Raw genomic sequence first — 24,890 nt, forward strand, 5'->3', positions numbered from 1 at the left:
CGAGGAGCCGTCGTGGCCACCATCCTGCTCTGCAGCACTCCCCTCTACGGTCACCTGGCACCGCTGCTCGCCATCGGCAGGCATCTGGCCGAGCGCGGGCACCACGTCGTCGTGCTGACCGGCTCCGCCTTCGAGGAGCGCGTGCACGACGCCGGCCTGCACCACGAGGCCCTCACCGGTCGAGCCGACTTCGACGAGCGCGACGAGGCGGGCTTCCTGCCCGACCTGCACCGGCACCGCGGCCTCGCGCTCTCGCGGTACCAGGTCGAGCAGACCTTCGTGGCGACCCTGCCGGAGCAGCACCGCGCCGTCCGGGCGGTCCTCGACCGGGAGCGGATCGACGCCGTCCTGACCGACTCCTTCTTCGCCGGGATCCTGCCGCTGCTCGAGGCGGACCCGGCCTCGCGACCGCCGATCCTCGGCGTCGGCATCGGCCCGCTGGTCCAGGTCAGCCGCGACGTCGCCCCGTTCAACACGGCGCTGCCGCCCTCCGCCACGCCGCTCGGGCGGCTGCGGAACCGCGCGCTGAACCTGCTCGTGGCCCGCCTGCTCTTCGCGAAGACCCAGCGGCTCGCGGAGCGGCTGGTGCAGGAGGCGGCCGGCGTGCCCCTGCGCACCTTCGTCCTGGACTTCACCGCGGCGTTCGACCGCTTCGTGCAGCTGGGCCCGGCGGAGTTCGAGTACCCCCGCTCGGACCTCAGCCCGAACGTGGTCTTCGCCGGACCGATCCCGAGCACCCCCTCACCGGCCGCCTTGCCCGACTGGTGGGCCGACCTGCACGACGGCCGCCCGGTGGTGCACGTCACCCAGGGCACCCTCGACAACCACGACTTCGGGAAGGTCGTCCGCCCCACCCTGGAGGCGCTCGCGCACGAGGACGTGCTCGTCGTCGTCAGCACCGGCCGCGCGCCGCTCGCCTCCCTCGGCCCGCTGCCGCCGAACGCCCGCGCCGCGGAGTTCCTGCCCTACGAGCAGCTGCTGCCGCTGACCTCCGTGATGGTCACCAACGGCGGCTTCGGCGGCACCCTGCTCGCCCTCCGTCACGGCGTCCCGCTGGTCGTCGCCGGCGCCGCCGAGGACAAGCCCGAGGTCGCCGCCCGCGTCGCGCACTTCGGCGTCGGCCTCGACCTGCGGACCGGGCGTCCCTCCGCCGAGGCGCTCGGCACGGCGATCCGCGCCGTCCTGCTCGACCCGTCCTACCGCGCCCGAGCCGTCGAGATGGCGGCGTCGATCGCCCGCTGCTCCCCGCTGGCCACGATCGACGACGAGCTGAGCCGCCTCCTGCGGCGGGAGCGGAAGGGCTGAGGCGGCTCTCCTGGTTATCGGCCCCCGCCTGCCCCCCGAGCGGGGAGCACGACCGACGGGGACGCCTCGCCCGCCGCTAGCGTGGTCGTGTCGGCGAGCTGATCGGCGACCTGCCCGACCGCGGCGAGCGCCGTCGGAATCGGAGCGCCGTCACCGAAGGAGTCCTTGCATGACCGCGACCACCGATCACCGCCCGGTCCCGCGCACGATCGCGGTGGGCCTCGCCGCCGCCGTCCTCTACGTGCTGATCGCGGCCGGCGTCGGCACCCTGCTCGATCCGCTCGCCGGCGGCGACGAGACCCTCGACTTCGTGATCGGGACCTGGCTCCCGGTCGGCGTCCTCATCGTGATCGGGCTGCTGTTCGCCCGGCGCGCGGGCTGGCTGCAGGAGGCGTGGACGGCGCCGTCGCCGTTCACCGAGCGGCGGCGCCGGTGGCTGCTGGCGATCCCCGTCGTCCTCGTCGTGCAGACCGTGCTGCTCCTGCTGGCGGTGCCCTGGGCGGAGCGGGCGCTGCCGATGGTCCTCGTCTACCTGGTCGGCTGCCTGCTGATCGGCTTCGGCGAGGAGCTCTACTTCCGCGGTCTCTTCCGGGTCGCGGTCCGCGGGCACCACGGCGAGCTGACGGCGCTGCTGATCACCTCGATCGCGTTCGGCCTCGCGCACACCGCCGGCTATCTGATCAACGGCGTCCCACTGCCCGCGACGGCACTCGCCGTGGCGTTCCTGGCGATGGACGGCGCGATCTTTTACGGCGCCCTGCGCGCGACGGGGACGCTGTGGGTGCCGATCCTGCTGCACGGCCTCGGCGACTTCGCCCGCTTCCTGCAGCAGGGCGGTGACGACCAGTCCACCACTCCGGGCTTCGGCGGCGACGTCGTCGCCGCGCTCGTCGAGTACGTCCTCATCGGCCTCTCGATCGCGCTCGTGGTCAGCGTCGCTCGCAGCGACCGCCGCGAGCGGAAGGCGAGGAGGGCCGCCGCCGTCCCGGAGTGACGCGGCGTCCGGGGCTCCTGACGGCAGGCGCTCGGCCGCTGTCGTAGGGAACCCGTGAGGTTCCGCCGTCGATCCGTATGGGAACCGTGAGCACCGCCGGACGGCGGGCCGCGGAGGTGTCTAGTGAGTGCTCGTGCCAGCTCTGGCACGTGCCCGCGGATCCGCGGTCACGATCCGCCTCCGGATGGAGTCCTCCCGTGCTCGACCTCGTCTCCGTGATCGGCGTCCTCGCCGTCTTCACCCTCCTCGGCGTCCTCGCCAAGGGGGTCGAGAAGCTGAGCCCCCGGGCCGGCGTCGCCGACCCCCGCGACGCGCGGAAGGGAGGGGACCGGGCGTGATCGTCCTCGACACCCTCGCCGCGGTCCTCGCGATCGCCGCGATCGGCTACCTCGTCGTCGCCCTCGTGAAGCCGGAGCGCTTCTGATGGACGCCTTCCTCGCGATCCTGCAGGTCGCCTCCGCCGCCCTGATCCTCGTGCTGCTGCACCGCCCGCTGGGCGACTACATGGCGCACCTGTACTCCTCGCCGAAGGACCTCGCCGCCGAGCGCGGCTTCTACCGGCTCATCGGCGTGGACGCCCGCGCCGAGCAGAGCTGGCAGGCCTACCTGCGCGGCGTCCTCGCGTTCTCGCTCGTCAGCGTGCTCCTGCTCTACGCGATCCAGCGGGCGCAGGCCGTCCTGCCGTACTCGCTCGGCTTCCCGGCGATCCCGGAGGGGCTGTCCTTCAACACGGCGATCTCGTTCGTGACCAACACGAACTGGCAGTCGTACTCCCCCGACGTGACGATGGGCTACTCGGTCCAGCTGATCGGCCTCGCCGTGCAGAACTTCGTCTCGGCCGCGGTCGGCATCGCCGTCGCCATCGCGCTCGTCCGCGGGTTCGCCCGGCGGGGCAGCGGCACGATCGGCAACTTCTGGGTCGACCTCACCCGCGGACTCCTCCGCCTGCTCCTGCCCCTGGCCGTGCTGAGCGCGGTCCTGCTCCTGGCCGGCGGCGTGATCCAGAACGTCACCGGATTCACCGACGTCACCACGGTCACCGGCGCCACGCAGAGCCTCCCGGGCGGCCCGGTCGCCTCGCAGGAGGCGATCAAGATGCTCGGCACCAACGGCGGCGGCTTCTTCAACGCCAACTCCGCGCACCCGTTCGAGAACCCCACCGCCTGGACCAGCCTGCTGCAGGTGGTCCTCATGCTCGCGATCCCGTTCTCCCTCCCCCGCACCTTCGGGCGGATGGTCGGCGACGCGAAGCAGGGCTACGCGATCCTCGCCGCGATGGCGACGATCTTCCTCGTCTCCCTCACCGCGCTCACGCTCCTGGAGCTCGGCGGGAGCGGCGGCGCCCCGCAGGCCGCCGGCGGCGCGATGGAGGGCAAGGAGACCCGGTTCGGGATCGCCGGCTCGACGCTCTTCGGCGCCACCAGCACCCTCACCTCCACCGGCGCGGTCAACTCGATGCACGACTCCTACACCGCCCTCGGCGGGATGCTGCCGATGCTGAACATGATGCTCGGCGAGGTCGCCCCCGGCGGCGTCGGCTCCGGTCTCTACGGGATGCTCGTGCTCGCGGTCCTCGCGGTCTTCATCGGCGGGCTGCTCGTCGGCCGGACGCCGGAGTACCTGGGCAAGAAGCTCGGCCCGCTCGAGATCAAGCTCGCGAGCATCTACATCCTGATCACGCCGACCCTGGTGCTCGCGGGCACCGCGCTCAGCTTCGCGATCCCCGCGGTGCGGGCGGACGTCGAGAGCACGTCCATCTGGAACCCCGGCCTGCACGGCCTCTCCGAGGTGCTCTACGCCTTCACCTCCGCGGCCAACAACAACGGCTCGGCCTTCGCCGGGCTCACCGCGAACACGCCGTGGTTCAACGCGGCCCTCGGAGTCGCGATGCTGCTCGGCCGGTTCCTGCCGATCGTGATGGTGCTCGCCCTCGCCGGCTCGCTGGCCCGGCAGGGCGCCGCACCGGCGACCGCGGGCACGCTCCCCACCCACCGGCCGCAGTTCGTCGGCCTCCTCGTGGGCGTCACCGCCATCGTGACCGCCCTCACCTACTTCCCCGTGCTCGCACTCGGACCCCTCGCAGAAGGACTGCAGTCATGACCACTGTGCTCGATCGACCCGCCGCCTCCCCCTCCCCCGAGAAGACCCCGCGGCGCGGCGCCTCCGCCTTCAGCCCCGAGCAGATCCTCGCCGCCGTGCCCGGCGCGCTCCGCAAGCTCGACCCGCGCCTGATGGTGCGGAACCCGGTGATGTTCCTGGTCGAGGTCGGCGCCGCGCTGACCACGGTCCTCTCGATCGCCGAGCCGTTCCTCGGCGGCGCGCAGGAGTCCGGCGGCTCCCCGGTCCCCGGCTCCTTCACCTGGGGCATCGCCCTCTGGCTCTGGGCGACCGTCGTCTTCGCGAACCTCGCCGAGTCGGTCGCCGAGGGCCGCGGCAAAGCGCAGGCCGACAGCCTCCGGCAGACCCGCACCAGCACCATGGCCCGCCGCCTGCTGGAGTACCGCGCCGGCGACGGCGCCGCGGCCCACGGCCAGGTGCGCGAGGTCTCCTCGGCGGACCTGCAGCTCGGCGACCACGTGATCGTCGAGGCGGGCGACCTGGTCCCCGGCGACGGCGACATCGTCTGGGGCATCGCCTCGGTCGACGAGTCCGCGATCACCGGCGAGTCGGCCCCCGTGGTCCGCGAGTCCGGCGGCGACCGCAGCGCCGTCACCGGCGGCACCCGGGTCCTCTCCGACCGGATCGTCGTGCGGATCACCTCGAAGCCCGGCGAGACCTTCGTCGACCGGATGATCGGCCTGGTCGAGGGCGCCTCGCGCCAGAAGACGCCGAACGAGATCGCGCTGAACATCCTGCTCGCGAGCCTCTCCATCGTCTTCCTCGTCGTCACCCTGACGCTCAACCCGATCGCCTCCTACGCCGCCGCCCCCGTCAGCGTCCCGGTGCTGGTCGCCCTGCTGGTCTGCCTCATCCCGACCACCATCGGCGCCCTGCTCTCCGCGATCGGCATCGCCGGCATGGACCGGCTCGTGCAGCGCAACGTGCTCGCGATGTCCGGCCGCGCGGTCGAGGCCGCCGGCGACGTCACCACCCTGCTGCTCGACAAGACCGGCACCATCACCTACGGCAACCGCCGCGCCACCGAGTTCGTCCCCGTCGGCGGGACCGGCGAGGACGAGCTGATCCGCGCCGCCGCGTCCTCCTCCCTCAGCGACCCGACGCCCGAGGGGAAGTCGATCGTCGACCTCGCCGCGGCCCGCGGAGTGCACCACGACTCCCTCGCGGGCGACGTCCTCTCCGCCGAGATCGTGCCCTTCACGGCGCAGACCCGGATGAGCGGCCTCGACCTCCCCGACGGCGCGATGATCCGCAAGGGCGCCGGCTCGGCCGTCACCGCCTGGCTCGCGGACGGCGGCCCGCTCGCGGCCGCCGCGGATCTCGAGGCGCAGGTGCACCGCATCTCGGAGAGCGGCGGCACCCCGCTGGTCGTCGCCGTGAAGGACGCGAGCGGCACCGGCCGGATCCTCGGCGTCGTCCACCTCAAGGACGTCGTCAAGGAGGGGCTCAAGGAGCGCTTCGCCGACCTGCGCGCGATGGGCATCCGCACGGTGATGATCACCGGCGACAACCCGCTCACCGCGAAGGCGATCGCCGCGGAGGCCGGCGTCGACGACTACCTCGCCGAGGCCACACCGGAGCAGAAGCTCGAGTACATCCGCCGCGAGCAGGAGGGCGGCAACCTGGTCGCGATGACCGGCGACGGCACCAACGACGCCCCCGCGCTCGCGCAGGCCGACGTCGGGGTCGCGATGAACACCGGCACGTCGGCGGCGAAGGAGGCCGGCAACATGGTCGACCTCGACTCCGACCCGACCAAGCTCATCGACATCGTCCGGATCGGCAAGCAGCTGCTGATCACCCGCGGAGCGCTGACCACCTTCTCGATCGCCAACGACATCGCGAAGTACTTCGCGATCATCCCCGCGATGTTCACCGGGGTCTTCCCGGGCCTCGCGGTGCTGAACGTGATGCAGCTGCACTCGCCGTCCTCGGCGATCCTCTCGGCGATCGTCTTCAACGCGCTCGTCATCATCGCCCTCATCCCGCTCGCCCTCCGCGGCGTGGCCTACCGCGCGCTCAGCGCCTCGAAGGTCCTCAGCCGCAACCTCCTCGTCTACGGGCTCGGCGGGGTGATCGCGCCGTTCGTCGGCATCAAGCTGATCGACCTCGTCGTCTCGCTCCTCCCGGGCTTCTAACCGGACCCCGCAGTCCCAGCACTCCCAGCACTCCCCGCACTCCCAGCACTCCCAGCACTCCTCAGCAGGAAGCAGACCACCCCATGACCACCCCCCGCACCGGGCTCCGGCAGTACGGAGTCGCCCTCCGCGCCCTCCTCGTGCTCACCGTCGCCCTCGGCGTCCTCTACCCCCTCGCGATCACCGGCCTCGGCCAGCTCGCCTTCGCCCGCCAGGCGAACGGCTCGCTGCTCACCGAGAACGGCGAGACCGTCGGCTCCAGCCTCATCGGCCAGTCCTTCACCGACGCCGACGGGAACCCGCTGCCCGAGTGGTTCCAGTCCCGGCCCTCCGCCGCGGGCGACGGCTACGACGCGAGCGCCTCCAGCGGCTCCAACCTCGGCCCCGAGAACGAGGAGCTCATCGCCGCGATCCAGGAGCGCCGCGCCGCGATCGCCGCGTTCGACGGCGTCGACCCGGCCGCCGTCCCCGCCGACGCCCTCACCGCCTCCGCCTCGGGTCTGGACCCGCAGATCAGCCCGGCCTACGCCGCGATCCAGGTGGCCCGCGTGGCCGCCGCCCGCGGGCTCACCGAGGAGGACGTCCGCGCCCTCGTCGCCGAGCACACCCAGGCACGCGACCTCGGGTTCCTCGGCGACGAGACCGTGAACGTCCTCGAGCTCAACCTCGCCCTCGCGGCGCAGGCGAGCTGAGGCGGCGATGAGGACGGGGCGGCTCCGGGTGCTGCTGGGCGCCGCCCCGGGCGTCGGAAAGACCTACGAGATGCTCGAGGAGGGCCGGCGGCTGCGCAGCGAGGGCCGCGACGTCGTCGTCGCCTTCGTCGAGACCCACGGCCGCGCCGCGACCGCCGCGATGGTCACCGGGCTCGAGGTGGTCCCCCGGACCACCCTCGAGCACCGCGGCGTGCGACTCGACGAGCTGGACCTCGACGCCGTCCTCGCCCGGCGCCCCGGGATCGCCCTCGTCGACGAGCTCGCGCACACCAACGCGCCCGGCTCGGCCCACGAGAAGCGCTGGCAGGACGTCCGGACCCTCCTGGACGCCGGGATCGACGTCGTCTCCACCGTCAACATCCAGCACATCGAGTCGCTCAACGACGTCGTCCAGCAGATCACCGGAGTCCCGCAACGCGAGACGATCCCCGACGCGATCCTGCGCGGCGCCGACCAGATCGAGGTCGTCGACCTCGCCCCGCAGGCCCTCCGCGACCGGCTCGCGGCCGGCCGCGTCTACCCGTCCGAGCGGATCGACGCCGCCCTCTCCAACTACTTCCGGCTCGGCAACCTCACGGCGCTGCGCGAGCTCGCGCTGCTCTGGCTCGCCGACGAGGTCGACTCCGCGCTGAACGGCTACCGCGTCGAGCACGGCATCGACAGCACCTGGGAGGCGCGCGAGCGCGTCGTCGTCACCCTCACCGGCGGACCCGAGGGCGAGACCCTGCTCCGCCGCGGCGCCCGCATCGCCGCCCGCTCCTCCGGCGGCGAGCTGCTCGCCGTGCACGTCACCAGCCAGGACGGCCTGCGCGCCGCCCGGCCGGAGGTGCTCGCCGAGCAGCGCGCCCTCGTCGACACCCTCGGCGGCAGCTACCACCAGATCGTCGGCGAGGACGTGCCCCGCGCCCTCGTCGAGTTCGCCCGCTCCGTCAACGCCACCCAGCTCGTCCTCGGCGTCAGCCGGCGGAGCAGGCTCGCCGCCGCGCTCACCGGCCCCGGCATCGGCGCGACGGTCATCCGCGAGTCCGGGACGATCGACGTCCACATCGTCACCCACGCCTCGGCGGGCCGCTCCCCCGCGCTGCCCCGGCTCGGCGGAGCGCTGACGCTGAAGCGGCGCGTCCTCGGCCTGCTGCTCGCCCTCGTCGGCGGGCCGCTGCTCACCTGGCTGCTCGCCGCCTTCCGGAGCGACGAGTCGATCACCAGCGACGTCCTCGCCTACCAGGTCCTCGTCGTCCTGGTCGCCCTCGCCGGCGGCCTCGGTCCGGCACTGTTCGCCGCCGTGCTGTCCGGGCTCACCCTCGACTTCTTCTTCGTCGACCCGCTCTACACCGTCACGGTCGACGAGCCGCTGCACGCCCTCGCCCTCTTGCTCTACATCGCCAACGCGATCCTGGTCAGCGCCGTCGTCGACCGCGCCGCCCGCCGCGCCCGCACCGCCCGCCGGGCCGGCGCCGAGGCCGAGCTGCTCGCCACCATCGCCGGCGGCGTCATCCGCGGCCAGGACGCCCTGCAGGCGATCCTCGAGCGCGCCCGCGAGGCCTTCGGGCTGACCGGCGTCCGCCTGCTCCGCGGCTCCGAGCTCGTCGGCGCCGACGGCGAGCCCGGCGGCCAGCACGAGACCGTCCCCGTCGGCCGCACCGCCGTCCTCGAGCTGCACGGCCGCCCCGTCGGCGCGGGCGAGCGGCGCCTGCTCTCCGTCGTCGTCGCCCAGCTCGACGCCGCCCTCGAGCACGAGGACCTCAGCGAGACGGCGAGCGGCCTCGCCCCCCTCGCCGAGACCGACCGGGTGCGCAGCGCCCTGCTCTCCGCCGTGAGCCACGACCTGCGCCGGCCGCTCGCCGCCGCGACCGCCGCGATCAGCGGACTGCGCTCCACCGACATCGCCTGGAGCGCCGCGGACCGCGCGGAGCTGCTCGCCACCGCCGACGAGAGCCTCGGCACCCTCGCGGACCTCGTCACGAACCTCCTCGACGTCACCCGGCTGCAGGCCGGGGTGCTCGCGGTCTCCCTGGCGCCCGTCGACCCCTCGGACGTCGTCCTCCCCGCGATCGACGAGCTCGGCCTCGGACCGGCGGAGCTCGACCTCGATCTCGACCTCGACCTGCCGCCGGCGCTCGCCGACGCGGGCCTGCTCCAGCGCGTGGTGGTGAACCTGCTCGCCAACGCCGTCCGGCACTCCCCGGCCGACCGGCGCGTGCGGATCTCGACCAGCGGCTTCGCCGGCACGCTCCAGATCCGGGTCGCCGACCACGGACCGGGCATCGCCCCCGAGCGCCGGGCCGACGTCTTCGTCCCGTTCCAGCGCCTCGGCGACACCGACAACACCACCGGCCTCGGCCTCGGCCTCGCCCTGTCCAAGGGCTTCACCGAGGGGATGGGCGGCACCCTCGACACCGAGGACACCCCCGGCGGCGGGCTGACCATGGTCGTCACCCTCCCGCTCGCGCCGCCGCCGACCGCACCCGCACCCGCACCGATGCCCACACCGACGCCCCGGGAGGGAGACCGATGAGGGTCCTCCTCGCCGACGACGACGCGCAGCTGCTGCGCGCCCTCCGGATCACCCTCGGCGCCCGCGGCTACGAGGTCGTCACCGCCGAGAACGGCACCAGCGCCCTCGCACTCGCCGCCGAGCGGCGTCCCGACCTCGTCGTGCTCGACCTCGGCCTGCCCGGGCTCGACGGCCTCGACGTGATCCGCGGACTGCGCGGCTGGAGCACCGCGCCGATCCTCGTCGTCTCCGGCCGCACCGGCGCCGCCGACACGATCGACGCCCTCGACGCCGGCGCCGACGACTACGTCACCAAGCCCTTCGCGATGGACGAGCTGCTCGCCCGCCTCCGCGCCCTCACCCGGCGGCTCGGCACGCAGGAGACCGGCTCGCTGGTCGTCCTCGGCGACCACGTCGTCGACCTCACCGCGCGGGCCGTCACCCGGCGCACCGGCGACGGCCCGATCGCCGTCCGGCTCACCCCCACCGAGTGGCGCGTGCTGGAGCTGCTCGTCCGGAACCCCGGCCGGCTCGTCACCCGGCAGACCCTGCTGCACGAGATCTGGGGACCGAGCCACAGCACGGACACCGGCTACCTCCGCCTCTACCTCGCCCAGCTGCGGAAGAAGCTCGAGCCCGAGCCGGCCCGCCCCCGCTACCTGCTCACCGAGTCGGGGATGGGCTACCGCTTCGTCCCCGGCGACGGCCCGGGCGACGGCTGAGCACGCGCGGCGGTGTCAGTGCGGCGCGATCGGCGAGACGCCCACGCGGACCGCGCCGCCCGAGGCGCGCCGGATCCCCTCGTCGAGATCCGCCAGCGCCACCGTCTCGCCGACCAGGCCGGCGAACGGCCATGCCTGCCAGCGGTCGACGAGGTACGCCGAGGCCGCGGCGAGGTGCTCGGGCGTGTAGTTGTGCACGCCCCGCACGGTCAGCAGCCCGCGCACCACGCGCTCCGGATCCAGCGGCACCGGCTCGGTCGGGAACACACTGCCGACCAGGACGACCACACCGCCGACCGCGGCACGGGCGAGCGCCGCGCCGACGGCCGCCCGCGCGCCGGACGCCTCGAGGACGACGTCGAACTCGCCGCCCGCCTCGTCGGGTCGCCGCGCTCGGGCGCCGAAGCGCTCGGCGAGCGCGCGGCGCGCGGGATCCGGCTCGACGAGGGTGACGACCGCCCCGCGATCCGTCGCCATCGCCGCCGCGGTGAGCCCGATCAGGCCCGCGCCGCTGATCAGCACGTCGGCCCCGGCGAGCGGACGGACCGCCTCGGCGGCGGCGAGCGCGGCCCAGGCGGTGGCGGTCCCGCAGGACGCGGGCGCCAGGACGGCGGCCGGCACGTCCTCGGGCAGCCGGATGATCGGCGTGCCCGCGACGACGTGCGCGTGCGTGGCGAAGCCGCCGGACAGCGCCCAGGCGTCGCTCATCCGCTCGTGGCCGTACTTGCGCAGCGTCCGGCACTTCTGCGGCAGCCCGCCCGCGCAGCGGTCGCAGGAGCCGCAGCTCGCCGCGATCGACCACAGCACGCGGTCGCCGACGGCGAGGAGCGAGCCGTCGAGCGCACAGGGCCCGCCGCTGCCGAGCTCGACGACGCGTCCGAGCTGCTCGTGCCCGAGGACGAGCGGCGCGGGTGCACTCCGGTCGCCGTGCACCGTGTGCACATCGGAGCCGCAGATCGTCGCCAGCTCGATCTCGACCAGCACGTCGCCCGGGCCGAGCCGGACCGTGACGAACGCGACGGCCTCGTGCGGGCGGTCCGGCGCCAGCCAGACCATCGCGGTGGCGGAGGGCCGCAGCTCGACGCGCCGCGACTCCGGATCGATGCGCGGCGGCGCGGTCGCCGTCCTCATCGCAGTGACAGCGTGCGCAGCGCGGTGACGTCCTCGATCACGGCGTGCGCGCCGGCCGCGCTCAAGCGGTCGCGGTCGTGCGCTCCGCTCAGCACGCCCACCACGAGCCCGGCGCCCGCGCGCAGTCCCGAGAGGACGTCGCTGGCCGTGTCGCCGACGACCGCGACGGCGCTCATCGCGCTGACCCGCGCGCGCAGGGCGGCGGTCAGCACGAGGTCGGGCGCGGGGCGGCCCCGGCCGGCGTCGGCCGGCGAGAGGGCGATCCCGACGAGGTCGCGCCAGCCGAGCGCGTCGAGGATCGCGTCGCGGGTGACCGGAGCGAAGCCGGTGGTCAGCGCCACGCCGACCCCCGCGGCGCGCAGCTCGCGCAGCAGCTCCTCGGCGCCGGGGACCGGCGCCGCGGCGCCCTCGAGGATCAGCTCGGCGTAGGCGTCCTCGAACGCGGCGGTCGCCCGCTCCGCGGCGGCGACGTCGCCCCCGGCGAGGTGGGTGAACACGTCGATCTTCGACTGCCCCATCGTCTCGCGCACGTAGTCGAGCGCCTCGGTCCACGGCAGGCGGTCGGCGACGCCGGTGCGCTCGGCCGCGCGCTGGAACGCCTGCTCGACGACCCCGTCGTCGGTCACGGTGGTGCCCGCCATGTCGAGCACGACGAGCTCGATGCCGGCGAGGGCCGGGCCGGGACCGGCGGTGCCGAGGGGAGCGGGAGCGGGGATCGTGCTGGTCATCAGCGGCCTTCCGAGGAGACGAGGAGGGATGCGGTGCTGTCGAAGCGGTCCGCGAGGGTGGTCTCGGCGAGACCGAGCCCGGTGGTCATGCCGATGCCCGTGGTGACGGTGCGCACGAGGACGCCCGGGATCGGCTCGGCGACGAGGAACTCGTCGCGCCCGCTGGCGTAGACGCCCTGCCAGCGCTCCAGCACCCGCGGCGCCGCCCCGAACAGGCGCGCGGTCTCCTCGAGGAGGAGCTCCGCGGTGGCCTCGGACTGGAACGGCTCCGGCGTGATCGAGCGGTGGTGGGAGTCGCCGACGACGACGCTCCCGTCCGGCAGCTGCGTGTACATCTGGTTGAGGTCGATCGCCGCGAGGTCCGGCCGCTCGGCGTGCAGCCGGGCCCGCACCGCGGCGGCCTCGGGCAGCCGCGCGAAGCCGCTGTAGCGCACGAGCGACCAGCCCGTCAGCAGCGGCGCGGCCAGCGGAGCGCGCAGCGGCAGCTCCACGCGGAGCATGTCGAGGGAGCAGCGGACGACCTCGTGCGCCTCGGCGAGCTCGGGGAGGAGCTGATCGAGGTCGTGGTTCACCGCGACGACGATCGTGTCGGCGAGGATCGCGCCCCGGCTGGTCTCCACGACGCCCTCGGCGACCCGGCCCACGGCCGTGCGCATCCGGAACTCGACGCCGAGCTCGGCGAGGTGCCGGACGATCGTGGCCGCGGCTGTGCGGGGATCCGCCTGCAGGTCGTAGGGCAGCACCGCTCCCCCGACGACGACCGCGGGGTCGACCGGTGTCGCCGCCGCGGTCTGGCGCGCGTCGAGCAGCTCGATCTCGGGACCGTCGCCGAAGCCGAACGGAGCCTGCGCGGCCGCCGCCTCGAGCAGGGCGAGCTCGTCCGCGTGGCGCGCGACGATGTGCGTGCCGCGGCGGCCGAGCGCGAAGCCCGCGTCCTGCGCGAGCCGGAGCCACGCCTCCCGCGCCGCGAGCCCGTAGCGCAGCGCCTCACCGGCCTGCGGGGTGAAGCAGAGGTGGCCGAAGTTGCGGACGGTCGAGCCCATCGGCGCGGCGGTCCGGTCGAGCACCACGACGCGAAGCCCCCGGCGGACGGCGGCATAGGCGGCGCCGAGACCGACGATCCCGGAGCCGACGACGGCGACGTCGTACCGGGCGCTCATCGGAGCACCTTCCGCAGCCACATCGCCAGTCCCTCGACGACGAGCACGGTCACCAGGATCATCAGGACGATCGCGGTCACGGTCGCGTAGTTCGAGCCCTGCGCGGCGTTCAGCAGGTAGTAGCCGATCCCGCCGCCGCCGACGATGCCCAGCAGGGTCGCCGCGCGGATGTTGGTGTCGAGCAGGTAGAAGGTGTGGCCGAGCATCGCGCGCGCCCCCTGGGGCAGGGTCGCTCCGGCGTAGACCTGGAGCCGGGTGGCGCCGGTCGCGACGAGGGCGCGCTCCGGTCCGGAGTCGACCTCCTCCAGCGAGTCGGCGATCAGCTTGCCGAGCAGGCCGACCCCGCCGACCGCGAGCGCGATCGTGCCGGCCTGGGTGCCGAGCCCCGAGACGACGATCAGCAGGATGGCGAGGATCAGCTCGGGCACGCCGCGGACCGCGACCAGCAGCAGCCGGAACCCGCTGCGAGCGCCGCGGGTCGGGGCGACGTTGCGGGCGGCGAGCGAGCCGATCAGCACCGACGCGACGACGGTGAGCAGCGCCGCCGCGAGAGCGATGGCAATGGTCTCGCGCATCGCCTCGACCATCGTGCCGGCGTCGTAGCTGCCGAACGACGGCGGCCAGAACTGCGCCGCGACGGCGGGGACGCGGCCCCAGAAGGTGAGCGCGTCGCTCCAGGTGATGTCGCTGACGACGACGCCCGCGACGATCACGAGGGCCGTGACGACGCCGGCGAGGGCGTTCCGGAGGCGCGCGGGCGTCCACGGCCGGCGCAGCGCCGACTCCGGGGTCGACCGCGGCGTCGCGGCCGCCGGCCGCCCCGCGCTGCCGCTCGCGCGGTCGCCGCGGAACCGGCGCACGAGGGCGCCGACCGGGCCGGAGCCCGACGCGCCGGAGCCGGAGGCGCCGCGGCCGAGCATCGCCGCGCGCACCGAGCTCGAGACGATCTCCATCGCCACGCAGAGCGCGAAGATCACCAGCGCGATGCCGATGCCCCGTCCGTACTGCAGCGACTTGAAGGCGTAGGACATCTCGAGGCCGAGACCCGCGACGCCGACGTAGCCGAGGATCACGGAGCCGCGCAGATTGATGTCGTTGCGGTGCAGCACCGTCGCGACCCAGGACGGCAGCACCTGGGGCAGCACGCCCGAGGTGAACTCCTGCAGCCTCGTGCCGCCGGCGGCGCGGATCGCGAGGCGCGGTCCCTCGTCGATCTGCTCGATCGCGTCGGCGAACAGCTTCGAGATCATGCCGACGGAGTGCAGGCCGATCGCGAGGATGCCGGGCAGCGAGCCCAGCGAGAACATCAGCACGAAGACCATCGCGAGGACGACGTCCGGGATCGCGCGGGCCAGCACGCCGAGGAAGCGCGCGACGGCCCGGGCCGCGTGACCGGGCGTGGTGTTGGCCGCCGCGAGGTACGCCAGCGGCACCGACAGCACCGCGGCGAGCAGCGTGCCCGTGAGCACCAGCCCGAGGGTCTGCGCGGTGAGGGCGAGCAGCTCGGCCGGCTCGGGGAAGCTGATCGCGCCCACCCGGCCGAGGAAGCGCTCGGCGTTCGAGAGCGACTGCAGCATCCGCGGCACCGAGATGTCGACCTCGACCAGGGCGGCGACGGCGAGCCCCGCGAGGGCGAGCAGCGTCAGGACCGCGGCGATCCGCTCCGGAGAGCGCCGCGGCCGCGGAGCCCGCGCGGCGACGGCCGGGTCCGGGCGGCGTGCGGTGCGCGGCGGCAGGACGGCCGTCATCGGGTGCGCTCCGGCGTGAGCAGCTCGTTCTGCACGGCCTCGAGCTCCGAGGTCGTGGTGGCCACGCGGCCGTAGATCTCCATGACCTCGGCCTTGGACAGCCCCGCCGCGGGAGTGTCGAGGACGACCGCGCCGTGCCGGAGGCCGACGATCCGGTCGGCCCAGGAGATGGCGAGGTCCACCTGGTGCAGGCTGCAGAGCACGGTGAGCCCCTCCTCCGCGGCGATCTCGCGGATCAGGCCCATGACCTGGTCGCTCGACTCGGGGTCGAGGGAGGCGACGGGCTCGTCCGCCAGCAGGATCGAGGGGTTCTGCATCAGGGCGCGTGCGATCGCGACGCGCTGCTGCTGCCCGCCCGAGAGGGTGTCGGCGCGCTGGTAGGCGCGCTCGAGCAGACCGACCCGATCGAGGTGCTGCAGCGCGCGCAGCTTCTTCGCCTTCGGGTAGCTCCAGAGGCCCAGCCGCGGGCCGAGCAGCTCCGCGAGCGCCCCGGTCAGCACGTTCTCGAGCACCGTCAGCGACGGCACGAGCTCGAACTGCTGGAAGATGAAGCCGACCTTGCCGCGCAGGGTGCGCAGCCGACCGCCCCGTAGCGCGGGCACGTCCTCGCCGAGCACGCGGACCGCGCCGCTCGTCGGCGCCTCGAGGGCGTCGACGTGGCGCAGCAGGGTGGACTTGCCCGACCCGGAGAGCCCGAGCAGGACGACGATCTCCCCGCGGCGCACGGTGAGCGACACCGCGTCGAGCGCGGTCGTCGCGCCGAAGCGCTTGGTGAGGTCGGTGATCTCGACCACGGCGTCGGCCGCGGGAGGGGAGGAAGTCGTCATCGGAGTCTCCAGGTCGGGTCGGTCGGTTCAGCGCTCGACGGCGGGGCGCCGGGTCAGGCCTGGCACTGCGTGGCGTCGGTCGCCTCGCAGATCTCGCGGATCTGGTCGTAGTACGCGTCGTCGACCGGCTTGGTCTCGTAGAAGACGCTGCGGAAGCCGTCGCTGTCGGCCGAATCGATGCCCGCGGCGATGATGTCGTCGATGGTGACCTCGGAGAGGACGTCCTTCAGCTGCTGCTTCAGGTCGTCCGGGAGGGTGTCCGACTCGACGATCGGCGCGCCGGGGACCATGGTCCGCTCGATCACGGTGACGGCGTCGGACTTCTCGACCTCGCTGTCCTCCGCGAAGCCGGCCTCGCACTCGACGTTCTCGCCGACCTTCTGCACCGACACGTCGTGCTTGCCGGCGAACACCGGCGTGATGTCGGTCTCGGGGTCCAGGCCCGCCTCGATCAGGTTGTAGCTCGGGAAGAGGTAGCCGGAGGTGGAGGACGGGTCCACGAAGCAGACCTTCCTGCCCTTCATGTCGGCGATCGAGGCGATGTCGCTGCCGTTGGGGACGATGGCCTCGGAGTAGTAGCCGGGCTCCTGCCCCTCGGAGGTCACGATCGAGGAGATCGGGGTGAGCTCGGCGCCGTTGTTCGTGGCGGTGACGTAGGTGAAGCCGGAGAAGCTGGCGACGTCGATCTGCCCGGCGATGGCCGCCTCGATCAGCGCCGCGTAGTCGGTCGACTCGTGGTACTCGACGGTCTTGCCGGTCTCCTGCGCGATGTAGTCCATCAGCGGCTGGTAGTTGGTCTCGGTGTCGACGGAGTCGGGGACGACGCCGAAGACGAGGGTGCTCGAGTCGACGGCGAAGCCGCCCTCGGCGTCGCCGGCGGCGGTCGAGCCGGCCGATGCGGTGCCGGAGCAGCCGGCCAGGAGCGCGAGGGCGCCGGCGGCGGCCAGCGCGGTGAGGGCCGATCGGGAGAAGGGGGTCAGGCGGGCACGGGTCTGCATGATGGCCTTTCGGGCGGAGGGCGTCGAGGGGGACGACTGGAACTCTGCCGCACCGGGTGCCTACGTATGTACCTATCTCGCCACTGTTCACGACGTGTTCACCCATCTCCTGCGACTGCTGCGTGCGGAACTCGATTAGCCGGCGGGCCCGGTGCCGTGCCGCTCAGAAAGGAACCCTCCGCCCAGTAAGGTGCCTACGTGGCTGATGTGATGTACAAGGCGATCGCCGACGATCTGCGTCAGTCGATCGCGAGCGGCCTGCTGGCTCCGGGCGACGAGGTCCCGACCGAGGGCGAGCTCGCCGCGAAGTGGAAGACGTCGCGCGGCCCGATCCGCAACGCCCTGGCGGCACTGCGCAGCGAGGGTCTGATCGAGACCACCCGCGGGCGCCCGAGCCGGGTCATCGAGCGCAAGGCCCAGCAGGCCGTCGACGTCTCGATCCCCTTCACCCGCTGGGCGCGGACGATGGGCGCGCGCCCCGGGGCGCTCACCCAGCAGGTCTCGCTCCGGCGCTCGGACGCCGACCAGGCCGCCCTGCTCGGCATCGAGCCGGGCGAGCTCGTCGTCGACGTCCTCCGGCTGCGCTCGCTGGACGACCGGCCGACGATGCTCGAGCGGCTCACCTTCATCGAGCCGGCCGGCCGCAACCTCTTCGACGTCGACCTCGACACGGTCTCGATCACCGAGTTCCTCGACTCCCGCGGCTGGAAGTCGGCCGAGGTCGACCACGAGATCGACGCCGTGGCCGCCGACGAGACCGACGCGCAGCTGCTCGAGCTCGCGCCCGGCTCCCCCGTGCTCCGCCTGCACCGCATCACCCGCGACGCCGACGGCCGGACCTTCGAGGCCTCGGACGACCGCTACCGCAGCGACATCGTCCGATTCACCGTCTCGGCGACCGGACGGCGCCGCGACGGCGCCCACTTCATCCGCCCTGTCGGGCTCTGAGCGGCACCCCGGACTCTGACCCGCGCACTCACACCGAGAGCAGCACGATCCCGCCGGCCACCACCAGCGAGGCCGCGATCCGCCGCACCGCCGAGCCCTCGCGGAGCACCAGCGCGCCGAAGAGCGACACCAGGACCACGCTCATCTCGCGTATCGGCGCGACCAGGGCGACCGGCGCGAGCGTCACCGCCTGCAGCACCAGGATGTAGGAGAGCGGCGAGAGCACCCCGAACGCCAGCACCCGCGGCCAGTGCTGCCGGAGGACGGGCAGCAGCTCCGCCCGCCGCCGGCGCAGCGGCACGAGGTAGACCACGATCTCGACCATCGTGCAGCCGACCATGAACGCCACCGGCGACAGCCCCCAGGTCCGGAGGGCGTGCGCGTCCCAGATCGTGTACACCGCGATCGCGACGCCGGTGAGGACCCCGAAGAGGATGCCCGGATCGACGAGACGGCGCCCCGACGGGGCCTGCGCGGTCGGCCGGTCGATCAGCCCGGTGGCGATCACCCCGGTCACCACGACGGCGACGCCGAGCACCGCCACCGGCGAGATCCGCTCCCCGAGCAGCAGCACCGCCAGCCCGGCGCTGAGCGCGGGGCCCGTCCCCCGGGCGGTCGCGTAGACCGTCGACAGCCGACCCCGGGCGTAGCCCGCCTGCAGCACGACCATGTAGCCGACGTGCAGGAGTCCCGAGACGCCCGCGCCGAGCAGCAGCCCGCGCGGCAGGTCGTCACCCGTGCCGAGCCCTCCCGTGAAGGGGACGAGCGGCCCCCAGACCAGCGTGCTCGCGACCGCCCCCCACCAGAGGAAGGGCAGCCCGATGCCGCTGACCCGGTGTGCGATCACGTTCCACGCCGCGTGGCAGAGCGCCGCGGTCAGCACGAGGGCGAGGACGAAGGCAGACATGTTCGGACCTTTCCGCGCGCGCCGACGCGCGCCGCAGCGGTCCTCCAGGCTTCTGTCCCTTGAGATGACGGACTCCGATGGCGGAGATCCGTGGCGCCGCTCGAACCAGCCGGACGACGTGTCGTCCCGGAACCCTAGGCGCTATCGGGACGACGGTACCGCACGGGCGGCGGCCCCTCGTCGCTGTCGCGGAATCGTTCACCCGGCCTCGTCCGCGCCCGTCCCGACCGCCGCGCCCGGGGTGAACAGCCGCTGAACGTGTCTGCATATCCCCTTCCATCGACTTCCAGATAGGTACAGACGTGGGCAGTCTGGCGGCGCGCGGTCGTCTCCGCGCTCCACCTCGTCCCCTCTGGAGTCGTCGATGTCCCCGCCCCTCCGCGCCCTCGGCGCCGCCTGCGTCTCGGCGGTGATCGGCGGCCTCCTGCTCGCCGCGCCGTCCGCCGCCGCCGTCGGCACCACCTACAACGGCCTGCCCTCCGGCACCCGCACCGCGAAGACCCTCGTCGTCGGCATCGACGGCGCCTCCTTCGACCAGCTCGACGCGGCCGACATGCCCGCGCTCGACTCCCTCCGCGCCGAGGGACTCACCTCGACCTCGAACCTCTACGCCGCGCCGATGTCCGGCACCGTGTCCGGGCCCGGCTGGTCGACCATCGCCACCGGTGCCTGGCCCGACAAGCACGGCGTCGTCGACAACGCGTTCACCGCCCCGCGCTTCGGGCAGTACCCGGACTACCTCAGCCGCATCGAGGCCGCCGACCCGTCCCGCTCGAGCCTCGTCGTCGCCACCTGGTCGCCCGTCGCCGAGACGATCTTCGGCTCGGCCGTCGACGTCCGCCGCACCGGCGGCGGCGATGCGCAGACCACCGCCACCGCCGTCGACTACCTCGCGAACGGGAACCCCGACAACACCTTCGTCCACCTCGACGAGGTTGACGGCGCCGGCCACTCGGTCGGCACGAACGGGGCGGCCTACGCCACGGCCCTCGCGCGCGCCGACGCCCAGCTGGGCGAGCTGATCGCCGCCGTCCGCGCCCGCCCGAGCTACGCGTCCGAGCAGTGGACGATCCTGGTCACCGCGGACCACGGCCACACCCCCACCGGCGGGCACGGCGGGAACAGCCTCGCCGAGCGGAAGGTCTTCGTCATCGCGTCCGGCCCCGGCATCGCCGCGGGCTCCACGCGGAACGACGTGAAGATCGTCGACATCGCCCCCACCGTCCTCGCCGTCAACGGCCTGGCCAACGACTCCGCCTGGACCCTCGACGGCATCGCCCTCGGCGCGCCGTCGACCGACGCCTTCGACACCCTGCGGCCCGCCCTGCAGCCCCGCCTCGACGAGACGCGGCCGGCGGCCGGTCTGCTCGGCTGGACCCGCTCCGCGCCCCAGGGCTGGCGGATCGACGACTCGGCGATGCCCGCGGGCGGCGTGCGGGAGTGGTCGGGCTGGTCCTTCGCGACCGACTCGTTCTTCACGAGCGTCGAACCCGGTCAGAAGCGCGAGACGAACGTCCGCGCCCGGGACGTCTTCGCCGTGGCGGACTCCGACGAGTGGGACGACAGGACGCACGACGCGGGGCAGTTCGACTCCACCCTGATCAGCCCGGCCTACCCCCTGAACGGCAGCGCCACCGCGACCCTCTCCTACGCCACCGACTACGTGATCGACGGACCGCAGAGCGCCGTCGTCTCGGTCTCCTTCGACGGCGCCGCCCCGGTCGCGGTGAAGAGCTACACCGCGAACACGAACGCGAACGAGTCGCTCCGGATCGACGTCCCGGCCGGCGCCCGCACCGCCGAGTTCCGGTTCCGCTACACCGGCCAGAACAGCGCCTTCTGGACGCTCGACCAGGTCGCCCTCACCCAGGCCGCCGTTCCCACCGTCGCCGTCACGGCCACGGCGTCGACCCGCTGCCTCGCCGGCAAGGCCGTCGTCACCGTCCAGGCGCGCAACGATGACGCGGTGCCCGTCGCGCTGACCGCCGCCTCGGCCTTCGGCACGAAGACCTTCGCTCCCCTCGCCCCGGGCCGGACCACCTCGCACGCGTTCAGCACCCGCGCGGTCTCGATCCCCGCCGGAGCGGTCGAGGTCGTCGCGACCGCCACGGTCGACGGCGCCCCCGCGACCACGACCGTCCGCGCCCCGTACTCCGCCACCACCTGCAACTGACCCGCCCGACCCGAGGAGACCCCGCCATGAGAACACCCGCCCTCGCCGCACGCTGCGCAGCCGTCGCCGCAGGCGCCCTGCTGCTGACCGCCGTCGCCTCCGCGGCCGCCGCCGACGACGTCCTCGACGACCGGAGCGTCGACATCGGCGTCTCGATCGCCGAGCCCACCGCCCCCGGGGTGCTCGCGATGACCGTCGCCGCCGGCTCGACCACCCTGACCGAGGACGGCTCGACCGAGCTCGTCCGCCGGTTCACCGGCGCCCTCCCGACGGTGACCGTCACCGACACGCGCAACCCGGAGGAGATCCCCGCCGGAGCCGGCTGGTACGTGCTCGGCTCCGCGTCCGCCTTCACCGCGCCCGACGGCCAGCAGCCGATCGGAGCCGACCACCTCGGCTGGACCCCGCGCCTCCTGGACGGCGGCGACTCCGGTCTCGTCACCGAGGGCGATCCGGTCGACACGGTCCTGGACGAGGGCGAGGACGCCGTCGGCCTCGTCGATCAGGAGCTGCTCGCCCTGGCCCTCGACTCCGGCGCGGTCGCGGAGGAGGGCGCGTGGACCGCGTCCGCCGACCTCGTCCTGAGCACGGAGCCCGACGTCGCCGCCGGCGACTACTCCGGCTCGCTCACCCTCTCGCTCTTCGAGTAGGACCCGGTGGGCGCAGGCGTCACACGCCTGCGCCCACCACACCGGCCCGCTCCTCCGGCACGCCCCGGGCCTCGCGCTCGATACAGCATTCCGTGTATCGTCGCCGCATGCCCGACACCGTCACCGTGACCCACTCCGCCGCCCTCGCGCGCCTGGGCTCCGCTCTCGCGGACGAGACCCGGGCGCGGATCCTGCTCGCGCTGCGCGAGGCGCCGGCCGTCCCCTCCGACCTGGCGGACGCGCTCGGCGTGTCCCGGCAGGTGATGTCCAACCAGCTCGCCTGCCTGCGCGGCTGCGGACTCGTCGAGGCCGTCAAGGACGGCCGCTACACCTGGTACCGACTGGCGGAGACCCGGCTGGCCGGCGCGCTCGACGACCTGCTGCGCCTGGTCCTCGTGGTCGACCCGGACTGCTGCTCCGGCGCGGACTGCCACTGCGCATGAGCGCCCTCCCGCTCCGCGCCCCGCTCGCCCCGGCCCGCCGCCGCGTCCTGCAGCGGCGCATCCGCTGGATCGTCGCGGCGACCATCGGCTACAACGTCGTCGAGGCGATCGTCGCCCTCGCGGCCGGGACGGTCGCGTCCTCCGCAGCGCTCGTCGGCTTCGGCCTCGACTCCGTCGTCGAGGTGCTCTCGGCGGCCGCCGTGGCCTGGCAGTTCTCCGGCCGCGATCCGCACGCCCGCGAGCGCAGGGCCCTTCGCGTGATCGCCCTGTCCTTCCTCGGCCTGGCGGGCTTCGTCGCGGTCGACTCCGTCCGCGCCCTGCTCGGCTTCTCGGAGGCGCAGCACTCCCCCGTCGGCATCGTGCTCGCGGCGGTGAGCCTGCTCGTGATGCCGGCCTTCTCCCTGGTCGAGCGCCGCACCGGCCAGGAGCTCGGCTCCGCCTCCGCCGTGGCCGACTCGAAGCAGACCCTGCTCTGCTCCTACCTCTCCGCCGCCGTCCTCGTCGGCCTGCTGCTGAACAGCACCCTCGGCTGGACCTGGGCAGACCCGGTCGCCGGTCTCGTCATCGCCGCCTTCGCCGTCCGCGAGTGCCTCGAGGCGTGGCGCGGCGACGCCTGCAAGCAGCCGGTCGCCGCCCTCACCGCTGAGAGCAGCCCCTCCTGCACCTGCTGCTGACCACCCGCCCCCTCCCCGCGCTGCTCGGGCAGCCCTTGCATCGGCCGCAGAAGACAACCGTCTTCACGAGGAGGTGGATCTCGATACGCCCCTGCGGGGCCACTCGACCAGCATGTGGGCGGGCGTCTCTTACAAGGAGATCCACAAAGACGAGGACATCTGCCGCCCAACACCCGCCGCGCCCGCTCTCATGCTGATCGAGTAGCCCGCGCAGCGGGCGTATCGAGATCCACCCCGGCAAGGACCTGTGCCGCACAACACCCGTCGCTCCCGCTTTTCATGCTGATCGAGTAGCCCGTGCAGCGGGCGTATCGAGATCCACCCCGGCGAGGACATCTGCCGCAGAGCACCCCTGCACCATGCGCGCACCACGGAACCCCGTCCGCCCGCCGAGAGACGCTCCTGCGATCACGCACGAACACTCCCGCCCGCCGACGGCGCCCGCCTCTAGACTCGCAGCAGGGCGTGTCGAGGATGACGCGCACCTACGGAACGAGTGCCCCCATGGACCTGGACGTCGCGCAGCAGCGCTCCCGCGAGACCGGCGCCCCGGCGTCGACCCTCGGGAGCGCGCGCCCGCTCACGACCTTCGCCGTCCGTCACCGGAGCGGACTCGACGTCGCCTTCCTCCTCGACGGCACCGACGGCGACTTCCAGATCGGCATGGGAGCCGCCTCGGAGGACTTCCGGAGCGTCCTCACCATCGGCGTGGATCAGCAGCGCGGCCGGCTGCGGGCTGTCTCGGAGTGGATGCTCGACGGCCGCAGCATCCACGTCCCGGTCCGGATCCTGCACCGCTCGCCCACCGCGATCCTCGTCGACGCCGCGCACCTGCCGCTGGAGCGCCGCCCCGCCTCGCTGAAGTGCTGGTCGTTCCTGCGCCGGCGGTCCGTCGACCACTGCGCCGAGGTCATCGCCTGCGTGTCGCCGGAGCTGGCCGGCCTCCCTGCGGTCAGGTTCGTGACCGACCCGAGGACGACCGCGACCCGCTGACCGCCCCGGGGATCCCGACCAATCCACCGCGGCCGCCGCTGCGAACAGCATCAGGACGTCCTGGTCCCGCAGGGCGGTGCCGAACCCGATGAGGCTCCGCCCTGCAACGCCGGACGCGCCCCTCAGGCGCCGGAATCAGGCGAAGTCGGCCGTGTCGCCGACGAGGCGGGTGTTCTCGGCGGGGATCGGCTCGACCGCCGCGAGGGCGACCTCGGCCGCGAACTCGCCGACGTTGTAGAGCTTGCCCGCCGATTCGCGACGCGAGCTGATCGCACCGGGGTTCGAGCGCTCGAGCAGCGTCGCGGTGATGGTGCCCTCGATCATGTCGCCGGAGACGACGACGAACTCGACACCGCGCTCGGTCAGCGCCGGGATCCGCTCGCGGAGGGCGTCCTCACCCGCGCGCTTGGACAGCGCGACCGGCTCGTACTCCGGCATGGTCGGCGTGGTCCGGATGAAGTGCGCCTGGTGGCTGGTGACGAAGACGATGCGCGAGCCCTCGCCGAGCAGCGGCAGCGCCGCCTCGAGCGTGGCGACCTGCGAGTCGCGGTTGAGGACCATCGCGTAGTCCTCTCCCATGTTGCTCTCCATGCCGCCGGAGGCGTTCAGCACGAGGACGTCGAGCCCGCCGAGCTTCTCCTCGATCTCCGCGAAGAGCGCGGTGCGCGACTCGTCGTCGGTGAGGTCGGCGCCCACGGCGAAGGCGGAGCCGCCCGCGGCGGTGATCTGGTCGACGAGCTTCGTCGCGCGCGGCGCCTTCGAGCGGTAGTTGACGACGACGCTCGCGCCGGCCTCGGCGAAGTAGCGGACGGTGTCGGCGCCGATGCCGCGCGAGGAGCCGGTGACGAGGACGCGCTTGCCGTCGAGCGAGCCGGGAGCGAGGGGGTTGGACACGAGGAGATCCTCCAGGACGCCGGCGCAGGAGCCGGATCGGGCACGGGTGACGGGCCCACGGCCCGACGCAGGAGCCTACCAAGCCGCCGCCGCCGGCGCCGGTCCCGCGCCGCCCACTCCCCTCCCAGCCCC

At 73.6% G+C, this 24,890-nt stretch carries 23 protein-coding genes; 15 read left to right on the plus strand and 8 right to left on the minus strand.

Annotated elements, in window-relative coordinates:
* Positions 1-12: 12 nt before the first annotated feature.
* The 9 genes from EDF17_RS11240 to EDF17_RS11275 all read left to right on the plus strand — a co-directional run bounded on the left by EDF17_RS11240 (position 13) and on the right by EDF17_RS11275 (position 10,484).
* The gene (locus EDF17_RS11240; protein WP_166649658.1) at positions 13-1,305 is read left to right on the plus strand and encodes a glycosyltransferase; all 1,293 of its coding nucleotides are present in this window, start codon (positions 13-15) and stop codon (positions 1,303-1,305) included.
* 169 nt (positions 1,306-1,474) lie between these two features.
* Positions 1,475-2,299, plus strand: coding sequence for a CPBP family intramembrane glutamic endopeptidase (locus tag EDF17_RS11245; protein WP_123446359.1), 825 nt, complete (start codon positions 1,475-1,477; stop codon positions 2,297-2,299).
* 197 nt (positions 2,300-2,496) lie between these two features.
* Positions 2,497-2,637 (plus strand): hypothetical protein, encoded by a 141-nt coding sequence (locus tag EDF17_RS19865; protein WP_159422630.1) that lies wholly within the window; start codon positions 2,497-2,499, stop codon positions 2,635-2,637.
* On the plus strand, positions 2,634-2,723 hold the full coding sequence (locus tag EDF17_RS11250; RefSeq protein WP_123446358.1) for a potassium-transporting ATPase subunit F: 90 nt from the start codon (positions 2,634-2,636) through the stop codon (positions 2,721-2,723). Before EDF17_RS19865 ends, EDF17_RS11250 begins: the two co-directional genes overlap by 4 nt.
* Entirely contained in the window at positions 2,723-4,399 is a 1,677-nt protein-coding gene (gene kdpA, locus EDF17_RS11255) for a potassium-transporting ATPase subunit KdpA (protein ID WP_123446357.1), read from the plus strand. The genes EDF17_RS11250 and kdpA overlap by 1 nt, the downstream gene beginning before the upstream one ends.
* The gene (gene kdpB, locus EDF17_RS11260; protein ID WP_123446356.1) at positions 4,396-6,555 is read left to right on the plus strand and encodes a potassium-transporting ATPase subunit KdpB; all 2,160 of its coding nucleotides are present in this window, start codon (positions 4,396-4,398) and stop codon (positions 6,553-6,555) included. Before kdpA ends, kdpB begins: the two co-directional genes overlap by 4 nt.
* A gap of 83 nt (positions 6,556-6,638) precedes the next feature.
* Complete coding sequence (gene kdpC / locus EDF17_RS11265; RefSeq protein WP_123446355.1) at positions 6,639-7,247, plus strand: potassium-transporting ATPase subunit KdpC; 609 nt, start codon at positions 6,639-6,641, stop codon at positions 7,245-7,247.
* A 7-nt stretch (positions 7,248-7,254) separates the two neighbouring features.
* Positions 7,255-9,783, plus strand: coding sequence for an ATP-binding protein (locus tag EDF17_RS11270; protein WP_123446354.1), 2,529 nt, complete (start codon positions 7,255-7,257; stop codon positions 9,781-9,783).
* Entirely contained in the window at positions 9,780-10,484 is a 705-nt protein-coding gene (locus EDF17_RS11275; RefSeq protein WP_123446353.1) for a response regulator, read from the plus strand. The genes EDF17_RS11270 and EDF17_RS11275 overlap by 4 nt, the downstream gene beginning before the upstream one ends.
* Before the next feature lie 15 nt (positions 10,485-10,499).
* On the opposite strand, the gene EDF17_RS11280 is transcribed toward EDF17_RS11275, so the two are convergent.
* The 6 genes from EDF17_RS11280 to EDF17_RS11305 are packed head-to-tail and all read right to left on the minus strand — an operon-like array spanning position 10,500 to position 17,076.
* The gene (locus EDF17_RS11280; RefSeq protein ID WP_123446352.1) at positions 10,500-11,615 is read right to left on the minus strand and encodes an alcohol dehydrogenase catalytic domain-containing protein; all 1,116 of its coding nucleotides are present in this window, start codon (positions 11,613-11,615) and stop codon (positions 10,500-10,502) included.
* Complete coding sequence (locus EDF17_RS11285) at positions 11,612-12,343, minus strand: HAD-IA family hydrolase (RefSeq protein ID WP_123446351.1); 732 nt, start codon at positions 12,341-12,343, stop codon at positions 11,612-11,614. Before EDF17_RS11285 ends, EDF17_RS11280 begins: the two co-directional genes overlap by 4 nt.
* Entirely contained in the window at positions 12,343-13,503 is a 1,161-nt protein-coding gene (locus EDF17_RS11290; protein WP_123446350.1) for a TIGR03364 family FAD-dependent oxidoreductase, read from the minus strand. The genes EDF17_RS11285 and EDF17_RS11290 overlap by 1 nt, the downstream gene beginning before the upstream one ends.
* The gene (locus tag EDF17_RS11295; RefSeq protein ID WP_123446349.1) at positions 13,500-15,251 is read right to left on the minus strand and encodes an ABC transporter permease subunit; all 1,752 of its coding nucleotides are present in this window, start codon (positions 15,249-15,251) and stop codon (positions 13,500-13,502) included. The genes EDF17_RS11290 and EDF17_RS11295 overlap by 4 nt, the downstream gene beginning before the upstream one ends.
* Complete coding sequence (gene phnC, locus EDF17_RS11300; RefSeq protein WP_123446348.1) at positions 15,248-16,078, minus strand: phosphonate ABC transporter ATP-binding protein; 831 nt, start codon at positions 16,076-16,078, stop codon at positions 15,248-15,250. The genes EDF17_RS11295 and phnC overlap by 4 nt, the downstream gene beginning before the upstream one ends.
* A gap of 53 nt (positions 16,079-16,131) precedes the next feature.
* The gene (locus EDF17_RS11305; RefSeq protein ID WP_123446347.1) at positions 16,132-17,076 is read right to left on the minus strand and encodes a phosphate/phosphite/phosphonate ABC transporter substrate-binding protein; all 945 of its coding nucleotides are present in this window, start codon (positions 17,074-17,076) and stop codon (positions 16,132-16,134) included.
* Between the two features lie 198 nt (positions 17,077-17,274).
* Between EDF17_RS11305 and EDF17_RS11310 the strand changes: the two genes are divergently transcribed.
* Positions 17,275-18,024, plus strand: coding sequence for a GntR family transcriptional regulator (locus EDF17_RS11310; RefSeq protein WP_243582754.1), 750 nt, complete (start codon positions 17,275-17,277; stop codon positions 18,022-18,024).
* A gap of 28 nt (positions 18,025-18,052) precedes the next feature.
* Here EDF17_RS11310 and EDF17_RS11315 read toward each other — a convergent pair whose 3' ends face one another.
* The gene (locus tag EDF17_RS11315; RefSeq protein ID WP_123446346.1) at positions 18,053-18,931 is read right to left on the minus strand and encodes an EamA family transporter; all 879 of its coding nucleotides are present in this window, start codon (positions 18,929-18,931) and stop codon (positions 18,053-18,055) included.
* A gap of 364 nt (positions 18,932-19,295) precedes the next feature.
* Between EDF17_RS11315 and EDF17_RS11320 the strand changes: the two genes are divergently transcribed.
* From EDF17_RS11320 to EDF17_RS11340, 5 genes are all read left to right on the plus strand, one after another.
* A complete protein-coding gene (locus EDF17_RS11320; protein ID WP_123446345.1) occupies positions 19,296-21,104 on the plus strand; it encodes an alkaline phosphatase family protein in 1,809 nt (602 codons plus the stop codon).
* Positions 21,105-21,130: 26 nt separating this feature from the next.
* Complete coding sequence (locus EDF17_RS11325; RefSeq protein ID WP_123446344.1) at positions 21,131-21,754, plus strand: hypothetical protein; 624 nt, start codon at positions 21,131-21,133, stop codon at positions 21,752-21,754.
* Positions 21,755-21,861: 107 nt separating this feature from the next.
* The gene (locus tag EDF17_RS11330) at positions 21,862-22,197 is read left to right on the plus strand and encodes a metalloregulator ArsR/SmtB family transcription factor (protein ID WP_123446343.1); all 336 of its coding nucleotides are present in this window, start codon (positions 21,862-21,864) and stop codon (positions 22,195-22,197) included.
* Entirely contained in the window at positions 22,194-22,871 is a 678-nt protein-coding gene (locus EDF17_RS11335; protein ID WP_123446342.1) for a cation transporter, read from the plus strand. The genes EDF17_RS11330 and EDF17_RS11335 overlap by 4 nt, the downstream gene beginning before the upstream one ends.
* Before the next feature lie 504 nt (positions 22,872-23,375).
* Positions 23,376-23,864: a hypothetical protein gene (locus EDF17_RS11340; protein WP_123446341.1), complete on the plus strand. Its 489-nt coding sequence runs from the start codon at positions 23,376-23,378 to the stop codon at positions 23,862-23,864.
* A gap of 135 nt (positions 23,865-23,999) precedes the next feature.
* On the opposite strand, the gene EDF17_RS11345 is transcribed toward EDF17_RS11340, so the two are convergent.
* Positions 24,000-24,758: an SDR family oxidoreductase gene (locus EDF17_RS11345; protein ID WP_123446340.1), complete on the minus strand. Its 759-nt coding sequence runs from the start codon at positions 24,756-24,758 to the stop codon at positions 24,000-24,002.
* Positions 24,759-24,890 lie beyond the last annotated feature (132 nt).

The organism is Rathayibacter sp. PhB1 (genome assembly GCF_004362935.1).
GTDB lineage: Bacteria > Actinomycetota > Actinomycetes > Actinomycetales > Microbacteriaceae > Rathayibacter > Rathayibacter festucae.